The sequence below is a fragment of the Candidatus Tisiphia endosymbiont of Mystacides longicornis genome (genome assembly GCF_964031095.1).
In the GTDB taxonomy this organism is placed as follows: domain Bacteria; phylum Pseudomonadota; class Alphaproteobacteria; order Rickettsiales; family Rickettsiaceae; genus Tisiphia.
The window spans coordinates 115,152-133,529 of the sequence record NZ_OZ035004.1; the positions used below are offsets into that span (position 1 = coordinate 115,152).

Sequence of the window (18,378 nt, forward strand, 5' to 3'; positions counted from 1 at the left end):
ATTGGCAAGGTAAATATGGGTTTGATGATTATAAGGATGCGAATACCAGCTATTTAACTCCTGAGAATTTTTGTAGTGGTGATAGCTGTCCTCACTGCTATAATGGCAAACTATATAATAGTGAAGCTAGAAAATTGCTACAATTTACAGGTAATGCTCCAATTACAGTCAACAGATATGTAAAGAAAACGTTACGCTGTAATGCTTGCGATTATACAGTTATGAACAATAAAAATATCAACAAATGGACAAATAGTAGCAGAAGTGCAATAGTGTTACAAAAGACCTATGGTACTCCTTTCTACCGTTTATCTAGGCTACAGAGTTTAAGCGGGGTTCCTATAGCATACAGCTCGCTCTGGCAACAATATTTAGATGTTTGGCAAGAAGGTGGTGGAGCTGAAATTTACGGGGTATTATTGGAAATGGCTGCCGAATGTAGTTCACTGAACCTTGATGATACTAGAGCTAGGATTTTAGAAATTACTATAGCCAATAAAAAATTACGTACTCAAAATAAGAAAGGACGCAGCTGTTATACTACTACAATATGTGCTAAGACTGCAAATAATGAGGTAATAGTTTTATATTTTACCGGTAATAGGCATGGTGGAGAAAATATAGGTAACGTACTAAAGAATCGTAAGAATAGAACAGATTCTATCCAATTAATGACTGACGCAAGTAACAATAATAACCCGGTATTATCAGAAGCAGATAAAGAATTACTGGCAATAATAGTGATGATCAATTGTTTGTCACATGGTCAGAGAAAATTTACAGAAAATGAACTATATTACCCTGAAGAATGCGGATATTTTCTCAAACAAACACGTGGGATTTACCACAATGAACATCAATGTAAAGAGATGAGTCCTGAAGAGAAACTTGGGTATCATCAGGAACATAGCAGTAAATATATAGAAAACATATATAACAAAATAGACGAATTATTTAACGACAAGAAAGTTGAGCCTAATAGTAGGCTTGGACAAGCTATGAAATATTGGATAAATAATAAAGAAGGTTTGACCCAATTTTTAAAAATCCCAGTTAGCAATCTTGATAATAATTGGGCTGAGAGATCACTGCGTACCATTATTTTACAAAGGAAGAATTCATTATTCTTTAAAACAATCAATAGTGCTGAGATACATAGTGGTCTGTATAGTATAGTAAAGACTTGTAGTGAGAACGAGATCAATGCCTTTAAATATTTAAATTGGCTACAAGAGCATAGTAGCAAAGCAAAGAAGCATCCTGAGGATTATACGCCTTTTGCCTATGCAAGATATATGAATAATACGGAATTAATCGAGACAGCAGCTTAAACGACAGGAAGCCAATCATTAGAGAATTTGGCAGAACTAGGATCGCCATTATGAATAAGAATGTGTAAGGTTCTATAACAAATTTGGTAAGATGAATTATCAGATGGGAAAAGTTTTGCCGTAAATTTACCTTTGGATAGGCGTTTAGAGCATAGCCAAAAGCCTTGACCGTCAAAGGACAAAATTTTAATGGCAGTTCTGTTTTTATTATAGAATAAAAACAAGGAACCATTAAGAGGGTCAGAAGAAAGTTTTTGTCTACAAACAGCGATTAAGCCATCGATACCCTTGCGAAAATCGATGGCAATAGTGGCAACAAAAATAACTGACGCCGGGGTTAGTTGCAGCATAAAAATGTCTGAATTATAGTTTTTGGCTCTAGTGTTTGGATAATAAGCTTGGTACCATTTGGTTTAATAATGTGACAAGTATAGTGATTTTGCTTGGGAGCAGCTACAGGATCGGTATCTATAGAATTTACTAGTTGAAATGGGAGAAAATTAATATTTTGTTGTAGGGATTGATTTGAAGTTGAGACAGAAGAAGTTTTGATGGTAGGTTCATGGGCTTTTTTAGTTGAACTAATTGTTGCTTTATTAATATTAAGATGTTTAGCTATCTCTTGGTAAGAATAATGATGGAGTAATTGGTGAACTAATTCCTTTAGATGGTTTGGTATAGGATCAAACTTATTAGTTTTAGTTTGACGCCAAGCTTTAAATTGCTGAGCTACTTGCTCAATAGTAATCGATGGTATTTGCATAGTATGAAACCCAAATGTATAAAAAATTCATACTAACAAAAAAATTAGATAAAGTTATGCAGTTTTGCTGCAAGTATACAATTTATTAGCTAAGTCTCATAAATATAAATCTTCTTCAAGAAATCAGAGATTACTAGATTGGTCAATATTTATCACTAATATATCAGAGGATATGGTTAATGCTGAGCATATAATGATAATTTATCGAGCAAGATGGCAAATTGAATTATTATTTAAATTATATAAAAGTCATGTAAAAATTGAAAATCTTAAAGGGAGAAGTAAACCTGCAAGAGTTTTGTGTGAATTATATGGTAAATTATGTAGTGTTCTTATTTTTCATGGATTATCGAATTGTGTAAAATTAGCAAATGATAGAGAAATTAGTTTAACCAAAGCATTTATTGAACTACAGAAAAGGGCAAGAGAATTATTCCTGTCTATTACTGGACGTCTTAATGATTTAAAGCAGTTCCTTAAGAAATTAATTGTAGATTGGGGGAAATTTTCTTTGAAAGATAAATATCGTAAAACTAGATTATCTTCCTTAAATACACTAAAATTATTAACAATTATGGCTTAACTTGATGCGTATGATCTTTCTGATAGACCCCAAGAAAATTATATTCTCACTTAATGTTAGTCTAATTTATTTTATAGTTGCAATTAATCTTAGCCAAAAATATTCCTCGATTGCTGAAATTTGCATTTATGATTGCTAGCCGATACATGTAATACTTCAATTATCTTTTAGTTAACTAAGAAGATTTGTTAATTGAACATATTCTGGAATAAAAGCATTGTTTCTTTTATAATATTCCTATATCACCTACAATGTTCATTTGTTCTTGTGGAGCATAGGAATACTCTTGTAAAGTAGTCAGTATATCTTCCCTGTTATTCTCTGTGGCTGCATCATTTATTCTACCAAGTATTTCATAAAATAAATCATCTATGCTTAATACTTTACCTTTACCAAAATGTTTATTGGGATCCTTTAGATTTAATTTAGTACGTATAGTTTCTTCTGAGGATTCTAAACCTGAGTGTATAGCTTTTAAACAACTCATTATTTCGTCAGGAGATTTATTCTTATTAGTAGCCCCAAATAGTTTTCCAAGGGAGTCAATTAATTGTTTTGATGTCAAATAATCATAATCTTGTAGTGCTTTATTAATCTTTTCAGTAACTTTAGGGAGTTTATCAGTTATCACTTTATTAGAGTCCATTTTATCTAGTGAAGTTTTAAGTTTGCTATATTTTTGTTTATATTTTAACAACTCTATTTCAGATACTGCCGTTCCTTCATCTACAGCCAAAACCTTGAAGTCACCTTGAGAGCTACGATCTAGCTCTGGATCTTTTGGTTCCGCTGCTGCTTTAAGTAATATAAAATCATCTTTATTTAAACAGGATAACTCTATTCCATACCAATCTTTTATTAGATCATAAAAAACTTTAGCTGAAATTTGTTGTATTTGACATACCTTAACGTTATATTTAACATTAGTTGTATTCCATTCTAATCTAAATGTACCTTTACAAGTATCTAGTTCAAAAGGTATTTCTGTATCCTTAATTTTTGCTTTATTACTACACTTATCAGTCTTAATAAAATCTAAACTTTTATCTTCAAGCTTTAAATTTTTAAGCTTTTCTATAACATCATTGAGACCTAACTTTGAGAAATTATTACCAGCATCTTTTTGTTCTATTTTTTTATTAATTGCTAACTTCCACTTTAACCAATCTTGTAAAATAGACTCATCTTTTTCTACTAATTCTTTTACTTCTTTGTACCCTGTTGGCTTTTCCCTATAATCATATATTGATTTACCCATACTTTTATCAATTATAACAGAGGCAACTACAGCTCCTTTCATGGCCATTGGCATCTTGTCGGCAATTTCCTCTATTTTATATATTCCTTTGTCTACTAAATCAAAAAACATTGCATTGGTTAGAAGTACAGCTGGATTTCTTTTTACTTCTATTCCAAATATTAACTCTACATCTGTTTTGAGCTGATCTATTAAATCAGTTTCTGTTGTCTTGTTCTTGACAATTTCAAAACATATTTTTCCTCTCAAAGATGATAGAAAAAATTCTTTCAGTTTACTTTTATAAATAAACTGGTCATCTATAAGTCTTTTCAACTCTTGCCCAATAGTATCATAAGCACCTTCATTTGTCTTAAAGTGTATAAATGCCCCTCCTTTACTAACCTCTAAAGTTTCATTTTGTTGTGTAGTTTTCTTAGTAATAGAATTAGATATAAGCCTCTTTGTACCATGTTTATAATCATACAAATGATTTTTTCCTAAGTCTTTATCTAACTTTTTACTAGCTTTTATTCTTGCTAAGAATGAGCTAGCATCTGTTATATTATGAGAAGTATTAGTATCAAATACAAATAGTTCTGTATTTTGCCTTTGTTTTTGGATATTTATTTCCTTATGGAGCTTATATATGTTTTTAAACGAGTTTTGAATATTCATTGTTTTCTTCAAATAGTAGTTTCCTTTAATTGCACTATCTGCATTAGTTCTTACCAAATTATTATAACCAGTATCATTCTTACAGTTCTTATTAATGTGTTCTTCATTCATTTTAAAATAATCACTTGCACCTTCTGATAATACTGTATTATTAGTTGGATCATAATATTTAACAATTAGACCCCATCCACGCCCAAGTTTGTTATCCAAATCTTCATATTTTTTCCTGTTTTTGGAAATAAACTTGGATTTAATATTTTCTCTGTACTCAGTTCTAACTTTCTCACTCTGTAAAAGTTGATTTCCCATTTCTTTTAATATACAAGATACATTAATGTTTACATAACCATCTACAAGTTTATTAGATACATCTCTATATTTATATTGATAGTTATAATTATATTCATTCATCTTTTCAATAACTTTATGTTTTTTAGAACTTGGGTTATTTTCATCAAGTTCATAATCTTCTCCATCGGTACTATCTCCTATTTGACTAATAACTCTTGGCATCTTAACCCTCCTAAATAAAATTAAACTTACATGTTGTAAACTTCACCAATAGCAGGTATTTCCTCTGTAGGATAACACTCCTCTAGCTTTTGTAACAATTTCTGATCATGATGACGTTCTGCAATTTCATGCATACTATAAAAAGCTTCAGAAAATAAAGCATCTATACTTAATTTATTGTCCTCATCTAAAGATTTATTTTTATCTTTTAAGTTTAATTGATTTTGTTCAATAAAATCTTTTTCTATACTTAAAGCTTCATATATAGCTTCTAAAATACTAATTGCCTCTGCAGGCTCATTATGAGCAAATCTTGCACCAAGATCTTCCATCAATCCTTTTAATGTATAATTACCAGGTGCTTTATGGATTTTATCAGTTACCATAATCAAATACTCTTTGTATGGATCTATTTCTTCATATAATTCCTTAGCTTGGATATGATTTTTTATATATTCATTATAAGTTGCCAAGTGCTTTAATAGGTCTTCGTTATTCTTCTGTTCTGCTGTTTTATGCATACTATTGAAAGCTTCATCAAATAAATCATTTCTGTTAGTGAGCATCCATTCTAGACAAAATTTTTCTAAATCATAAATATGGTCTTGGAAATCCTTTAATCCTAAGAGTTCATACATAGTTTCTAAAATACCAATTGCCATTTTTGATTCCTTATTTCCATACTCTTCACCAAGTTTTTGCATAACCTCTTTTAATGATCTTGCGTTTGTAATTTCATTCCTTAGTTCATCAATTAATCTTGCTTTAGCTCCTTCTTCCATGTAAATTCCTTTCTCACAGAACTCTTTAGCTTTTTTATGGTTTTTCATATATTCCTCCATCACTCAAGAATGTTAATTTAATATTACAGAGGTTTACCTGAACAAATTTTAGCACTTGTTTTTGTCATAACAACTAAGATATATTTAAAAGTTTCACTTCTACAAAAACTATAACAATGCAATAAACCTCAAATATAAAGTTACTATTTTTTTTATATGTTTGCAATAACATATATTCTTTACTTTGAAATAATTTTTATTAACATGCGACTTAATAACCTCAATTCTGGATTAGATAATTTTTTGATATAGCAGGTTTGGTAGGTTTCATAGAGTAAGCAACAAGAGTAGTTTTAAATTACATTTGATAATCAACAATAAAGGGGAGTTTATGGTGTTAAAAGTGACAAAAGGTAACGTAGATGATAGGGTTCCAGTGCCAGAATTAACAAAAGGATTAACTGGAATTATGGTGGCTGATAAAGGATATATCAAGCAAAATTTGTTCTTAAATTTATATGAGAAAGGCTTGAAAATGATTCATGGAATTAAGAAAAATATGGAAAATAAATTAATGGATTTAAAAGAAAAAATCTTACTTCGAAAGCGTAACTTAATTGAAACAGTTTTTGATTATCTAAAAAATAAAATGGCTCTTGAACATACTAGACATAGGTCTCCGATAAATGCCTTTGTTCATATATTATCTACTCTTGTTGCATATTCATTAAAGAAAAATAAACCTTCAACAAAACTTGATGTTAATCTACATGTTTGCAACATCCTTATCCCGAACTGACGCGAAAGAGTTAAAAGATGTATCCCATAGTTTAGCACAACAAAAAGAATGTAAGATAGAGGAGGGGTATCTAATGCCAGATCACGTGCATATGTTAATATCCATTCCTCCCAAACATTCTATTTCAACCATTGTGGGTTTTATAAAAGGGGACCGTTGAAAGATAAAAAATTGGTCTAATTTCAAAAAAAGAAAAAATCTTTTGTCTAAAAAATTACAAAAAAAATCATCGACTCTGATGTTTTTAAAAGATTGCAATTTTTTTTCATAAATTTTAGCTTTTTGTTCTGCCAGATACTTAATTTTACATAGCCAGAACGGTTAAGCGTTTCAAATTAAAACATATTGCATTCATAAATTCAGTAAATTGATTTTTTGCAATACCTATATATCTCAGTCGCTTATTTTCTTGTGAAAACACCCTCTCAAATGGAGACCTAATAAAAGTATAATATCGATCAAGAGCAAAATTCTTCTCTTTCATGTTATTTTTCTTAATGGCACATAGATGAATTCCTCTACCAGCAGCAACGACCTTTGCTGTTGCAACACAATAACCTTTATCAGCATATACCGCTCCGCTAGTTGGTAAAACATGGGCTAAACCTTTTGCATCTGTAACGTTAGCAGGAGTTACAGCAACTTTATTAATCAATCCAGATTGAATATCCACGCTAACATGTTTCTTGTAACCATACCAAAACTTATTGCCACCTTTGCAACCAATCCTAGCTTGTTTATCATATGCAATTTTCGGCAGAGATTCATTGTTCAACTTCTCATATTTTTGCCTTCTAGCTTCATCTCGCTCTTCCCACAAGCTAGCTTTAGAAATTAAATGGCTTGCGTCAACGAAAGTAAATACTTCACTCATATAACCTTTTGAACGTAGTTGTTCTCTGAATAATCTAAAAATCTTAGATAACATATTTGTACCTATCTTGGCTCGAACTTTACTAAAAACACTATAGTCAGGTGTAGTTTCAGTAAGCTCAAAATCACAGAACCACTTAGCTGCATTGCTATCGTTTAAATATCTTTCTAGTTCACGATCTGATAAGTCTTCCATAAACTGTAACAGTAAGCATTTAAAAAGTCGCAAAATGCCATAACCTTTATAATTAGCTCTGGATTCAATAGTTTTTAATTCTTTAGCTGCTACTTCAAAATCAAATAATTCTTTAAATTTACGATATTGATGATTTGCGTTAACTAATTGATTTAGACATACCATCGTCATTTGATTCGAAGACATTCTACAACTCTCTTTTTTCTTTTTTTTCATTATACCATACCTATCTCTTCTTTCAACAGTCCCATTTACTTTCATCACCAATAATTTGTGCTATAGCTATTTTTCCAAATTCTATTCTGTTAACGTTACTTGCACTTATTTTAGCCTTGATTTTTCTTCCTGGTATATATTCAAATTCTTGTGCTGCAAGTACTCCACTACTCGTTAATATCATGGCAATCATTAGTGTTATTTTGGTCATTATTTTGCTCATCATGTTATTCTCTAGTTTTCTGATCCTTTATTTTTTCTCTTTATCATTTTCTCTGTTGTGCCGTACTATCTCTGCTTCTTGATTTTCATTGATTCTTACAAATTCTTTCAGTCTAAGCTGTCCACCTAGCCACTCATAAGATAATTGATAAGAAGTAGGAATGACCTCAAAACCTTTATCGCCAAATCTTGAGGTTAGCATGCCAGCTGCTATTACTTGCAAATTCTTACTATCAACTTCTAAATTCTTGATGGAAAAGTATGTTGATAAGGCAAATTTTTTGTATGTTTCTTTGCTATCGGCAAAATAGTTTTGGATATTTTTCATATAAGTAGGATCACTTTGTGAAATATATTTAAAGATGATAGCTGCTTTGTAATCTATTATTTCTGAATTTAAATCAAGGAGCATTGGTAGGTACATTAGGCTTGTTTCTTCCAGATATCCTTTGGAAACTCCACTATTACTAGTCCATATTTCTTGACTAAGACTTGGTACCAAAATTACTTTTTCATTGCTCGTCAATAATTTAATTGATAACCCTAAGCAACTAACGCAAAGTAGCATCGTTAATATTAAAAACAAATTCCGCTGTTTTGCTACTTGTTGGATGTTACCTATAGCTATTATCTTTTCCATTCTTTAATCCCTAGTTATTCCATGTCTATTTACATTTAATATTTAGTATTACTACATAAACAACCTTATGTGAGACTCTGGTAAATTGGCTGATATAACCAGCCTACCAAATGGCAGATGCCAATAGAGCCAACGCTGGATTATGCCAATCCACCATTTATCCATAAATCAACCACCTATCGTAAAACCAATGCTACTCGCCAAAAAAGACCATAACACTCCTTTAAAACATAAAATGATTAACCCAAAGCTAATACCCCCTACTATTGACCCAATAGATATGTTCCAAAATCTCACTGGTTTGTTTAAGCAATTATTAAAGCGTACTCTTTCCATAATTGAATCTCGTAAGTAAAAAAGTTAAAAATCAAATATTGTAACAATTTATCCTTGATTTAAGCTATAGCAGCTAGTATACCCATACAAATAGCACTACTACCGACAAAAACTGTACCGCCACGAACTACTCGAACGCGACCATCACCTTCAGATAGAATAGTTGTGAAAATACCACCAAGCCCAGCTCCATAAACCCAGTAATCCGTTACAAATTTTACCAGTGGTTCGACGACACCTTTGCCAAATCTACCTAAATCTACCGCTAAACTTTCAGAGGCAATAGTGCTAAGTAAAATGATAATTATTCCATAGCTGAAATATGAGAGAGTATCGCCCCAGTTATTATCTAGACAATGCTGATCTTTTTGTTTGCTAGTTATTTTGTTAGTTGTGTTTGGTATTTTCTTCGAATCCACCATAATCTTCCTCTTTTGTTAATTATTTGCTATTGCTTTTTCTTACTACTTTCTCCGTTGTAGCGTCATAACTAAGCTTAAGATGATAAATTATGGGACTGTTGAAAGAAGAGATAGGTATGGTATAATGAAAAAAAAGAAAAAAGAGAGTTGTAGAATGTCTTCGAATCAAATGACGATGGTATGTCTAAATCAATTAGTTAACGCAAATCATCAATATCGTAAATTTAAAGAATTATTTGATTTTGAAGTAGCAGCTAAAGAATTAAAAACTATTGAATCCAGAGCTAATTATAAAGGTTATGGCATTTTGCGACTTTTTAAATGCTTACTGTTACAGTTTATGGAAGACTTATCAGATCGTGAACTAGAAAGATATTTAAACGATAGCAATGCAGCTAAGTGGTTCTGTGATTTTGAGCTTACTGAAACTACACCTGACTATAGTGTTTTTAGTAAAGTTCGAGCCAAGATAGGTACAAATATGTTATCTAAGATTTTTAGATTATTCAGAGAACAACTACGTTCAAAAGGTTATATGAGTGAAGTATTTACTTTCGTTGACGCAAGCCATTTAATTTCTAAAGCTAGCTTGTGGGAAGAGCGAGATGAAGCTAGAAGGCAAAAATATGAGAAGTTGAACAATGAATCTCTGCCGAAAATTGCATATGATAAACAAGCTAGGATTGGTTGCAAAGGTGGCAATAAGTTTTGGTATGGTTACAAGAAACATGTTAGCGTGGATATTCAATCTGGATTGATTAATAAAGTTGCTGTAACTCCTGCTAACGTTACAGATGCAAAAGGTTTAGCCCATGTTTTACCAACTAGCGGAGCGGTATATGCTGATAAAGGTTATTGTGTTGCAACAGCAAAGGTCGTTGCTGCTGGTAGAGGAATTCATCTATGTGCCATTAAGAAAAATAACATGAAAGAGAAGAATTTTGCTCTTGATCGATATTATACTTTTATTAGGTCTCCATTTGAGAGGGTGTTTTCACAAGAAAATAAGCGACTGAGATATATAGGTATTGCAAAAAATCAATTTACTGAATTTATGAATGCAATATGTTTTAATTTGAAACGCTTAACCGTTCTGGCTATGTAAAATTAAGTATCTGGCAGAACAAAAAGCTAAAATTTATGAAAAAAAATTGCAATCTTTTAAAAACATCAGAGTCGATGATTTTTTTTGTAATTTTTTAGACAAAAGATTTTTTCTTTTTTTGAAATTAGACCAATTTTTTATCTTTCAACGGTCCCTATATGTCACCATTACTGTTCGGTATTTATTATCACACATAATTTGTTATTAACACTTCATTAGATGTTCTTCGGTAATTTGATATCGGATATTTGATTGTAATAGTACTAATGTTAAAATCTTTATATAATTCCCTAATAAAGCTAGTATCACTGTTAGAAATCATAAGCTTGATTCCTTTATTAGATAATTCCATAGCAAATTTATTAAGTCTTACTTGATCAGTATACTTGCAGCAAAACTGCATAACTTTATCTAATTTTTTTGTTAGTATGAATTTTTTATACATTTGGGTTTCATACTATGCAAATACCATCGATTACTATTGAGCAAGTAGCTCAGCAATTTAAAGCTTGGCGTCAAACTAAAACTAATAAGTTTGATCCTATACCAAACCATCTAAAGGAATTAGTTCACCAATTACTCCATCATTATTCTTACCAAGAGATAGCTAAACATCTTAATATTAATAAAGCAACAATTAGTTCAACTAAAAAAGCCCATGAACCTACCATCAAAACTTCTTCTGTCTCAACTTCAAATCAATCCCTACAACAAAATATTAATTTTCTCCCATTTCAACTAGTAAATTCTATAGATACCGATCCTGTAGCTGCTCCCAAGCAAAATCACTATACTTGTCACATTATTAAACCAAATGGTACCAAGCTTATTATCCAAACACTAGAGCCAAAAACTATAATTCAGACATTTTTATGCTGCAACTAACCCCGGCGTCAGTTATTTTTGTTGCCACTATTGCCATCGATTTTCGCAAGGGTATCGATGGCTTAATCGCTGTTTGTAGACAAAAACTTTCTTCTGACCCTCTTAATGGTTCCTTGTTTTTATTCTATAATAAAAACAGAACTGCCATTAAAATTTTGTCCTTTGACGGTCAAGGCTTTTGGCTATGCTCTAAACGCCTATCCAAAGGTAAATTTACGGCAAAACTTTTCCCATCTGATAATTCATCTTACCAAATTTGTTATAGAACCTTACACATTCTTATTCATAATGGCGATCCTAGTTCTGCCAAATTCTCTAATGATTGGCTTCCTGTCGTTTAAGCTGCTGTCTCGATTAATTCCGTATTATTCATATATCTTGCATAGGCAAAAGGCGTATAATCCTCAGGATGCTTCTTTGCTTTGCTACTATGCTCTTGTAGCCAATTTAAATATTTAAAGGCATTGATCTCGTTCTCACTACAAGTCTTTACTATACTATACAGACCACTATGTATCTCAGCACTATTGATTGTTTTAAAGAATAATGAATTCTTCCTTTGTAAAATAATGGTACGCAGTGATCTCTCAGCCCAATTATTATCAAGATTGCTAACTGGGATTTTTAAAAATTGGGTCAAACCTTCTTTATTATTTATCCAATATTTCATAGCTTGTCCAAGCCTACTATTAGGCTCAACTTTCTTGTCGTTAAATAATTCGTCTATTTTGTTATATATGTTTTCTATATATTTACTGCTATGTTCCTGATGATACCCAAGTTTCTCTTCAGGACTCATCTCTTTACATTGATGTTCATTGTGGTAAATCCCACGTGTTTGTTTGAGAAAATATCCGCATTCTTCAGGGTAATATAGTTCATTTTCTGTAAATTTTCTCTGACCATGTGACAAACAATTGATCATCACTATTATTGCCAGTAATTCTTTATCTGCTTCTGATAATACCGGGTTATTATTGTTACTTGCGTCAGTCATTAATTGGATAGAATCTGTTCTATTCTTACGATTCTTTAGTACGTTACCTATATTTTCTCCACCATGCCTATTACCGGTAAAATATAAAACTATTACCTCATTATTTGCAGTCTTAGCACATATTGTAGTAGTATAACAGCTGCGTCCTTTCTTATTTTGAGTACGTAATTTTTTATTGGCTATAGTAATTTCTAAAATCCTAGCTCTAGTATCATCAAGGTTCAGTGAACTACATTCGGCAGCCATTTCCAATAATACCCCGTAAATTTCAGCTCCACCACCTTCTTGCCAAACATCTAAATATTGTTGCCAGAGCGAGCTGTATGCTATAGGAACCCCGCTTAAACTCTGTAGCCTAGATAAACGGTAGAAAGGAGTACCATAGGTCTTTTGTAACACTATTGCACTTCTGCTACTATTTGTCCATTTGTTGATATTTTTATTGTTCATAACTGTATAATCGCAAGCATTACAGCGTAACGTTTTCTTTACATATCTGTTGACTGTAATTGGAGCATTACCTGTAAATTGTAGCAATTTTCTAGCTTCACTATTATATAGTTTGCCATTATAGCAGTGAGGACAGCTATCACCACTACAAAAATTCTCAGGAGTTAAATAGCTGGTATTCGCATCCTTATAATCATCAAACCCATATTTACCTTGCCAATTACTACGATCTATCTTTTTGGGCTTATCGCACTCTCCTTCATTACCACCATTCCCGTTATCAGATTCACCTGGCGGTTCTTTTAATGAATCTGAACTATCTTTTTTTTGTGATCTGCCTTAAAACCAATCAGCATTTCCTTAAGCTTATTTATACTGATATTTGATGATGCTAGCTTGTCTATTAGCTCGTTACAAAATTTCACAAGCTCTACTATCGTTTGCTGTTCATCTCCCGTTAATGAACTTTCCTTGACATGCTGTATTAGTTCTTCTCGTTCTTCAGCACTTAAGGTCGCTACTTTTGGTTTTTTCATTTGATTAATTATCATTATTATTAATATTTCAAATATTATAATATGACTGCTACTTTTTCAACTAGTTTTTTTATTAATCTGTTTTTTATTAATCGGTGATATTTGCATAGTAGAAATCCAAATTTATACAATAAATTCATACTAGCAAAGAAATTAGATAGTGTTACGCAGTTTTGCTGCAAGTATACGTACTAATGTTAAAATCTTTATATAATTCCCTAATAAAGCTAGTATCACTGTTAGAAATCATAAGCTTGATTCCTTTATTAGATAATTCCATAGCAAATTTATTAAGTCTTACTTGATCATCTTCGCTAAATGGTAATCTGGTATAAAAAACTTCACCTGATTTATGATATGGTGGATCAAAGTAAACAAGATCATTCGCTTGCGGTTCTATAAAAGAAAAATCTCCTGCGTAAATTGTCGTATCTTGTAAAGTACGGCTACATTGGTTAAGTATAGTAGTAAAATTACCAAAAGTAGCATAGTTTCTGGTAGAGCAAGACATTCGAACTTGATCATGTTTATTCACTCGGTATATTCCCCTAGGGTATGTCGTCACGAGATTGTAATTGAATAAATTGTGAAGTTGTTTATACTAATTATAGTAATAGAAATAGGGATAAGAGTTATGAGGCTAGCACATAGAAGACATGATATAAACGATGAACTTTGGAATAAAATACAAAGCCATTTGCCTGGTAGGGAAGGTTGTTGGGGAGGGGTTGCAAGAGATAATAGAACCTTTGTAAATGCAGTAATGTGGATATTTAGGACAGGAGCTCCATGGAGAGATTTGCCACCTGATTATGGGAATTGGAAGAATGTACACAGAAGATTCTGTAGATGGCGAGATAATGGAGTATGGGAGAATGTACTAAATATTTTTATAAATGATCCTGATTTCGAATGGTTAATGATAGATTCTACATTTGTAAAAGCCCATAAAGCAGGGCTTGGGGCAAAAGGCGGGAATCAAACGATTAGCCGCACAAAAGGGGGATCAATACAAAGGTACATATGGCCGTGGATGCGCATGGTATGCCGGTCAGAATTATTGTTACAGAAGGTTCCAGAAACGATTGTACTCAAGCTTGTGAATTAACCCAAAATATAGAGGCAGAGTACCTTATAGCGGATAAAGCTTATGACACAAATAGCATCGTAGAATTTGCTGAGCAAGCAAATATAATTCCTGTAATACCATCAAAAAGAAACAGAAAGATTCAAAGAGAGATAGATAAGGATTTATATAAGTTAAGGCACATTATTGAAAATACATTTCAAAAATTTAAAGAATGGCGTGGTATAGCAACAAGATATGCTAAAAACACAAAATCATACATGGCGGGTCTTTGTCTAAGGGGATTACTAATGTGGGCTAAAATCTCGTGACGACACACCCTAAAAGAATATCGATTTAAATATAAAAATCTTGCAGTAATTTCAGTAGGATCATTGCTATTAATATTATTATCTCTAACTTGGTTATAATATTCTTTACTATGTTTTAACCGATATGATTCACATAACTCTATAATTTTTGCTGGATACTTTTTGACAGCATTATAGCTGGTGACAAGCTCAAGATTAATGTCAGATAGAAAACATTTATTGAATCTATTTTTTACTTGGAAAAACAGTGCTCCACCACCAAGAAAAGGCTCATAATAATTATTTAAACCTAGCGGAATGCGTTCTATCAGTTTATCAACTATTTTTCTTTTGCCTCCTACCCATTGAAAAAATGGTCTAATAATTGGGTTAGTAGGGTTAATAGTAGTTATTTTATCAATCGCTGTGCTTGTATTGTCATTTATAAAAGTTTGTTGTTGCATCATGTTAGTTCATTCTTTAATTATTCTCTAGAAAAGCATAAGAGATTAATTAAAAACGAATAGTTGGCATTTTCACCTATTATTCTTGCTAATAAACCTCATGTTATAGAAAATTAAGGAATGAGCAATTTAAAATAATTAATTTTTATATTGATTGATGTTGCTTGCAATAGTAGCAGTAGTAGGGTGCTTAAATATTTCACTAGAAAATAAAAAATCAATTAATTGTCTATGATTATAAATGCCAATTTTATTTTTAGCATTTGTTATATGTTTTTCTGCAGTTCTGTACGATATGCCTAATCTACTTGCTATGTGCTTTTTAGGAAACCCAAGAGCTGCAAGTATAAGACATTCCATAGCTCTTTGGGTAAGAATGAAAGATTTGCCTAGATACTTTATGTTAAGTTTAGTTATTTTCATAATGGAACCATTTTTAGTTACTGCTTGAAAGCTTTGCAGGAAATAATTCGTCCAAGCTATTTTGACTAAAAATTTTTACGTATAAATCATTGTGCTGTAAAGTTTCACAGTATGAATTATTGCATCTTATGCTACTCATAACTATACTAACATAAAGACTGACAATGTTAATAAACTGTTCAAAAGATTCAAGGTGATTAATGTAATAGCTAATAATCTCTGAATTATTGCTTGAAGACAAAAAGTAAAAACCTTCAATTTTATCTTTTGTTCTTTGGTAGATGATAAAGCTGTTACATGCTTCCTGATTATAGAATCTTCTCAAAGTTTCGTATTCGTAGCCTAGATTTTTGCTTTGGGTGTTTTTGATATTTCTTGTGCAAAAGCCCATCGTTGCTCCATTGTTTAAAAATTGGCGATAGCCAAATTCTTGAATTGGTAGGTTTAAGCAGGCAGCCAATTGAGCTGTTAACTCTGCAAATATTTCATTTGCAACTAATGCAGTAAAAACAGAATCATCAATTGAACACTGATCTATTGCTGACTCGCTCGTTATTCGACCGTCAATCGTTTGCTTAGTTTGTTCTTTATCTTTGTTTAAAATATTTTTTTGATTCATATTTTTTACCTTAATTGCCTTTACTACTGCATCTTTTATTGTACCCTAAAGCTTCTAAATTGCAATAGCTAGCAATTAAAAATTACTGTCAGTTAGAGCTTACCATCAGGATCATACTGGAACTTAGGTAAAAATTCTTACTTCTAGTAATTATATTCAACCTGCTGAGTTTGGTACTGTAGTTTGTTAGCTCGGAAAAATCATTGCAAGCAAAAATGCATAAATATATCAACAGCAGACTTTTATAGTCTGCTATTATATATATTTATATATATGCAAAATTCTGCTTTTTTGATACCTCTTTAAAGTGCTGTGATATGAGCTTTGTTGAGGGGTCAAAAACGCATTTTATTTAAAAGCGTACTGCTTTTTTGATTTTACCTCAAATCCTGATTTGTAATAGGATTTGCAGGGATTCCAAAAGCGTATTAAAAAAGCAGAACTCTGCTTTTTTGAGCTTGCCTCTTATCCTGATACATAATATGGTTTGCGGGGATTTCAAAAGAGCATTTTCATTTAAAAGCGTACTGCTTTTTTGATTTTGTCTTAAATCCTGAGCCATAACAGGGTTAGCAGGGATTTCAAAAGCACATTATTATTTAAAAGCGTACTGCTTTTTTGATTTTGTCTTAAATCCTGAGCCATAACAGGGTTGGCGGGGATTTCAAAAGCACATTATTATTTAAAAGTGTACTGCTTTTTTGATTTTACCTCAAATCCTGATTCATAATATGGTTTGCGGAGATTTCAAAAGAGCATTTTCATTTAAAAGCGTACTGCTTTTTTGATTTTACCTCAAATCCTGAGCCATAACAGGGTTGGCAGGGATTTCAAAAGCACATTATTATTTAAAAGCGTACTGCTTTTTTAATGTTGCCTCGTATCTCGATTCATAATAGGATTTGCAGGGGTTCCAAAAACGTATTAAAAAAGCAGAGTTCTGCTTTTTTGAGCTTGCTTCATATCCTAATTCATAATAGGGTTTGCGGGGATTTCAAAAGAGCATTTTCATTTAAAAGTGTACTGCTTTTTTGGTTTTGTCTTAAATCCTGATTCATAACAGGGTTTATAGGGATTTCAAAAGCACATTATTATTTTAAAGCGTACTGCTTTTTTAATTTTAGCTTAGCATAATTTTTGTTATAATGAGATATACGAATCACGCATTTTATCTAAAATATTGATTCAACCTATCTCCATTTTGCTTAAGCCATAGTATAGCTGATTTATAATCTGGGTAGTCCTGCATTACAAGATTCCAAAAACGTTTACTATGATTTTTTTCTACTAAATGGCACATTTCATGAACTACTAAATATTCCAAAATGTTTTTGGGTGCAAAAACTAACCGCCAGTTAAATGATAGTTCACCTAAGTAATTACAACTACCCCAGTTATTCCTATTATCAATCAGTTTAACTCCAGTAAAATATAAATTATGTTTTTCCCTAAATATAATAGCTAATTTATAGGCTTCTGATAATAAAGTATCTTTTAAAAACTTTATTAATATATTTTGATATTGATTATTTTGGGAATATATTTGGATACTGTTTTGGTTAATCTCGATTTTATCATAATTAGCTTCAATATTATGTAATGAATATGTTTCGCCAAATATGGGTACAGATAGAGTATCTATAATAATTTCTGGTTTTACAAATTTATTTAAACTTTTTCTAATCCATGGTTCTCTTTCTAGAAGAAATTTATGCACAATACTTCTAATACCTGGTTTATATCTATCATCTACATCTTGTAATAGTAAAGGTAATATTACCTTTACTCCATCGTGATTTATTTTTATAGAAATATACTTCTTAGAATTACTGCTGTAAATTATAGGCACTTTAATATGAGGATCCGATTGCTCTAAAGTAAAGAAGTTATTCATTAATCTTTGATCATTCTTCATAGTTATTTGTTAGGCT

General features: G+C 31.5%; 19 protein-coding genes and 5 pseudogenes. 8 read left to right on the forward strand and 16 right to left on the reverse strand.

All coding sequences use genetic code 11. The features are described 5' to 3' along the window. Positions 1-221: 221 nt before the first annotated feature. The gene (locus ACQH6S_RS00685) at positions 222-1,331 is read left to right on the forward strand and encodes an IS66 family transposase (RefSeq protein WP_425364395.1); all 1,110 of its coding nucleotides are present in this window, start codon (positions 222-224) and stop codon (positions 1,329-1,331) included. Here ACQH6S_RS00685 and tnpB (ACQH6S_RS00690) read toward each other — a convergent pair. Together tnpB (ACQH6S_RS00690) and ACQH6S_RS00695 are read right to left on the reverse strand one after the other, a co-directional pair. After that, the gene (tnpB, locus tag ACQH6S_RS00690) at positions 1,328-1,681 is read right to left on the reverse strand and encodes an IS66 family insertion sequence element accessory protein TnpB (RefSeq protein ID WP_341752109.1); all 354 of its coding nucleotides are present in this window, start codon (positions 1,679-1,681) and stop codon (positions 1,328-1,330) included. The two genes, ACQH6S_RS00685 and tnpB (ACQH6S_RS00690), sit on opposite strands and share 4 nt — an antisense overlap. Continuing rightward, complete coding sequence (locus ACQH6S_RS00695) at positions 1,669-2,094, reverse strand: hypothetical protein (protein ID WP_341758053.1); 426 nt, start codon at positions 2,092-2,094, stop codon at positions 1,669-1,671. Before ACQH6S_RS00695 ends, tnpB (ACQH6S_RS00690) begins: the two co-directional genes overlap by 13 nt. Before the next feature lie 79 nt (positions 2,095-2,173). Between ACQH6S_RS00695 and ACQH6S_RS00700 the strand changes: the two are divergent. Next, positions 2,174-2,677 (forward strand): annotated as a pseudogene (locus ACQH6S_RS00700) (transposase); the annotation flags it as partial. A gap of 226 nt (positions 2,678-2,903) precedes the next feature. Here the strand turns inward: ACQH6S_RS00700 and ACQH6S_RS00705 are convergent. Both ACQH6S_RS00705 and ACQH6S_RS00710 read right to left on the reverse strand, forming a co-directional pair. Then, a complete protein-coding gene (locus tag ACQH6S_RS00705; protein WP_425360535.1) occupies positions 2,904-5,105 on the reverse strand; it encodes a hypothetical protein in 2,202 nt (733 codons plus the stop codon). A 26-nt stretch (positions 5,106-5,131) separates the two neighbouring features. Then, a complete protein-coding gene (locus ACQH6S_RS00710) occupies positions 5,132-5,935 on the reverse strand; it encodes a hypothetical protein (protein ID WP_425360536.1) in 804 nt (267 codons plus the stop codon). A gap of 304 nt (positions 5,936-6,239) precedes the next feature. Here ACQH6S_RS00710 and ACQH6S_RS00715 point away from each other — a divergent pair. Next, positions 6,240-6,686 (forward strand): annotated as a pseudogene (locus ACQH6S_RS00715) (IS982 family transposase); the annotation flags it as partial. A gap of 16 nt (positions 6,687-6,702) precedes the next feature. Further along, positions 6,703-6,837 (forward strand): annotated as a pseudogene (locus ACQH6S_RS00720) (transposase); the annotation flags it as partial. Between the two features lie 153 nt (positions 6,838-6,990). On the opposite strand, the gene ACQH6S_RS00725 reads toward ACQH6S_RS00720, so the two are convergent. The 4 genes from ACQH6S_RS00725 to ACQH6S_RS00740 form a co-directional block, all read right to left on the reverse strand. Then, entirely contained in the window at positions 6,991-7,941 is a 951-nt protein-coding gene (locus ACQH6S_RS00725) for a transposase (RefSeq protein WP_425364608.1), read from the reverse strand. A gap of 52 nt (positions 7,942-7,993) precedes the next feature. Further along, positions 7,994-8,182 carry a hypothetical protein gene (locus ACQH6S_RS00730; RefSeq protein WP_425364609.1) on the reverse strand — a complete coding sequence of 63 codons (189 nt, stop codon included), beginning with the start codon at positions 8,180-8,182 and terminating at the stop codon, positions 7,994-7,996. A 39-nt stretch (positions 8,183-8,221) separates the two neighbouring features. Next, positions 8,222-8,833, reverse strand: coding sequence for a TraE/TraK family type IV conjugative transfer system protein (locus ACQH6S_RS00735; RefSeq protein ID WP_425360543.1), 612 nt, complete (start codon positions 8,831-8,833; stop codon positions 8,222-8,224). A gap of 395 nt (positions 8,834-9,228) precedes the next feature. Further along, complete coding sequence (locus tag ACQH6S_RS00740; RefSeq protein WP_341759821.1) at positions 9,229-9,591, reverse strand: hypothetical protein; 363 nt, start codon at positions 9,589-9,591, stop codon at positions 9,229-9,231. Between the two features lie 154 nt (positions 9,592-9,745). Here ACQH6S_RS00740 and ACQH6S_RS00745 point away from each other — a divergent pair, with 154 nt between their 5' ends. Next, positions 9,746-10,696, forward strand: coding sequence for a transposase (locus ACQH6S_RS00745; RefSeq protein WP_425364608.1), 951 nt, complete (start codon positions 9,746-9,748; stop codon positions 10,694-10,696). A gap of 187 nt (positions 10,697-10,883) precedes the next feature. Here ACQH6S_RS00745 and ACQH6S_RS00750 read toward each other — a convergent pair whose 3' ends face one another. Continuing rightward, positions 10,884-11,141, reverse strand: coding sequence for a DNA adenine methylase (locus ACQH6S_RS00750; RefSeq protein WP_425364610.1), 258 nt, complete (start codon positions 11,139-11,141; stop codon positions 10,884-10,886). Positions 11,142-11,155: 14 nt separating this feature from the next. Between ACQH6S_RS00750 and ACQH6S_RS00755 the strand changes: the two genes are divergently transcribed. Beyond that, positions 11,156-11,581 carry a hypothetical protein gene (locus ACQH6S_RS00755; protein ID WP_341758053.1) on the forward strand — a complete coding sequence of 142 codons (426 nt, stop codon included), beginning with the start codon at positions 11,156-11,158 and terminating at the stop codon, positions 11,579-11,581. Continuing rightward, positions 11,569-11,922 (forward strand): IS66 family insertion sequence element accessory protein TnpB, encoded by a 354-nt coding sequence (tnpB, locus tag ACQH6S_RS00760; protein WP_341752109.1) that lies wholly within the window; start codon positions 11,569-11,571, stop codon positions 11,920-11,922. Before ACQH6S_RS00755 ends, tnpB (ACQH6S_RS00760) begins: the two co-directional genes overlap by 13 nt. Here tnpB (ACQH6S_RS00760) and ACQH6S_RS00765 read toward each other — a convergent pair. The 3 genes and pseudogenes from ACQH6S_RS00765 to ACQH6S_RS00775 all read right to left on the reverse strand — a co-directional run. Further along, positions 11,919-13,028, reverse strand: a complete 1,110-nt coding sequence (locus ACQH6S_RS00765; protein ID WP_425364395.1) for an IS66 family transposase — start codon at positions 13,026-13,028, stop codon at positions 11,919-11,921. The genes tnpB (ACQH6S_RS00760) and ACQH6S_RS00765 overlap by 4 nt on opposite strands. Positions 13,029-13,330: 302 nt before the next feature. Continuing rightward, on the reverse strand, positions 13,331-13,579 hold the full coding sequence (locus ACQH6S_RS00770; protein ID WP_341758049.1) for a hypothetical protein: 249 nt from the start codon (positions 13,577-13,579) through the stop codon (positions 13,331-13,333). Positions 13,580-13,727: 148 nt separating this feature from the next. Further along, a pseudogene (locus ACQH6S_RS00775) lies at positions 13,728-14,114 on the reverse strand (DNA adenine methylase); the annotation flags it as partial. Between the two features lie 84 nt (positions 14,115-14,198). Between ACQH6S_RS00775 and ACQH6S_RS00780 the strand changes: the two are divergent. Continuing rightward, a protein-coding gene (locus ACQH6S_RS00780; protein WP_425364712.1) for an IS5 family transposase occupies positions 14,199-14,962 on the forward strand; the annotation gives its coding sequence in 2 pieces (ribosomal slippage) (positions 14,199-14,556 and positions 14,556-14,962; 765 coding nt in all). 8 nt (positions 14,963-14,970) lie between these two features. Here ACQH6S_RS00780 and ACQH6S_RS00785 read toward each other — a convergent pair. The 4 genes and pseudogenes from ACQH6S_RS00785 to ACQH6S_RS00800 all read right to left on the reverse strand — a co-directional run. After that, positions 14,971-15,405, reverse strand: a pseudogene (locus ACQH6S_RS00785) (DNA adenine methylase); the annotation flags it as partial. Positions 15,406-15,543: 138 nt separating this feature from the next. Further along, the gene (locus tag ACQH6S_RS00790) at positions 15,544-15,828 is read right to left on the reverse strand and encodes a helix-turn-helix transcriptional regulator (protein ID WP_425360545.1); all 285 of its coding nucleotides are present in this window, start codon (positions 15,826-15,828) and stop codon (positions 15,544-15,546) included. Positions 15,829-15,841: 13 nt separating this feature from the next. Next, positions 15,842-16,447, reverse strand: coding sequence for a hypothetical protein (locus ACQH6S_RS00795; protein WP_425360546.1), 606 nt, complete (start codon positions 16,445-16,447; stop codon positions 15,842-15,844). A 1,168-nt stretch (positions 16,448-17,615) separates the two neighbouring features. Further along, positions 17,616-18,362 carry a M48 family metallopeptidase gene (locus ACQH6S_RS00800; RefSeq protein WP_425360547.1) on the reverse strand — a complete coding sequence of 249 codons (747 nt, stop codon included), beginning with the start codon at positions 18,360-18,362 and terminating at the stop codon, positions 17,616-17,618. Positions 18,363-18,378: the final 16 nt, after the last annotated feature.

Excerpts from the sequence above, each read along its gene's own strand:
- ACQH6S_RS00750 (WP_425364610.1), bottom strand. The coding sequence starts at position 11,141 with ATGTATAAAAAATTCATACTAACAAAAAAATTAGATAAAGTTATGCAG.
- ACQH6S_RS00725 (WP_425364608.1), bottom strand. The coding sequence starts at position 7,941 with ATGTCTTCGAATCAAATGACGATGGTATGTCTAAATCAATTAGTTAAC.
- ACQH6S_RS00765 (WP_425364395.1), bottom strand. The coding sequence starts at position 13,028 with ATGAACAATAAAAATATCAACAAATGGACAAATAGTAGCAGAAGTGCA.
- ACQH6S_RS00685 (WP_425364395.1), top strand. The coding sequence starts at position 222 with ATGAACAATAAAAATATCAACAAATGGACAAATAGTAGCAGAAGTGCA.
- ACQH6S_RS00735 (WP_425360543.1), bottom strand. The coding sequence starts at position 8,833 with ATGGAAAAGATAATAGCTATAGGTAACATCCAACAAGTAGCAAAACAG.
- ACQH6S_RS00745 (WP_425364608.1), top strand. The coding sequence starts at position 9,746 with ATGTCTTCGAATCAAATGACGATGGTATGTCTAAATCAATTAGTTAAC.
- ACQH6S_RS00800 (WP_425360547.1), bottom strand. The coding sequence starts at position 18,362 with ATGAAGAATGATCAAAGATTAATGAATAACTTCTTTACTTTAGAGCAA.
- ACQH6S_RS00770 (WP_341758049.1), bottom strand. The coding sequence starts at position 13,579 with ATGATAATTAATCAAATGAAAAAACCAAAAGTAGCGACCTTAAGTGCT.
- tnpB (WP_341752109.1), bottom strand. The coding sequence starts at position 1,681 with ATGCTGCAACTAACCCCGGCGTCAGTTATTTTTGTTGCCACTATTGCC.
- ACQH6S_RS00755 (WP_341758053.1), top strand. The coding sequence starts at position 11,156 with ATGCAAATACCATCGATTACTATTGAGCAAGTAGCTCAGCAATTTAAA.
- ACQH6S_RS00710 (WP_425360536.1), bottom strand. The coding sequence starts at position 5,935 with ATGAAAAACCATAAAAAAGCTAAAGAGTTCTGTGAGAAAGGAATTTAC.
- tnpB (WP_341752109.1), top strand. The coding sequence starts at position 11,569 with ATGCTGCAACTAACCCCGGCGTCAGTTATTTTTGTTGCCACTATTGCC.
- ACQH6S_RS00730 (WP_425364609.1), bottom strand. The coding sequence starts at position 8,182 with ATGACCAAAATAACACTAATGATTGCCATGATATTAACGAGTAGTGGA.
- ACQH6S_RS00790 (WP_425360545.1), bottom strand. The coding sequence starts at position 15,828 with ATGAAAATAACTAAACTTAACATAAAGTATCTAGGCAAATCTTTCATT.
- ACQH6S_RS00705 (WP_425360535.1), bottom strand. The coding sequence starts at position 5,105 with ATGCCAAGAGTTATTAGTCAAATAGGAGATAGTACCGATGGAGAAGAT.
- ACQH6S_RS00695 (WP_341758053.1), bottom strand. The coding sequence starts at position 2,094 with ATGCAAATACCATCGATTACTATTGAGCAAGTAGCTCAGCAATTTAAA.
- ACQH6S_RS00795 (WP_425360546.1), bottom strand. The coding sequence starts at position 16,447 with ATGAATCAAAAAAATATTTTAAACAAAGATAAAGAACAAACTAAGCAA.
- ACQH6S_RS00740 (WP_341759821.1), bottom strand. The coding sequence starts at position 9,591 with ATGGTGGATTCGAAGAAAATACCAAACACAACTAACAAAATAACTAGC.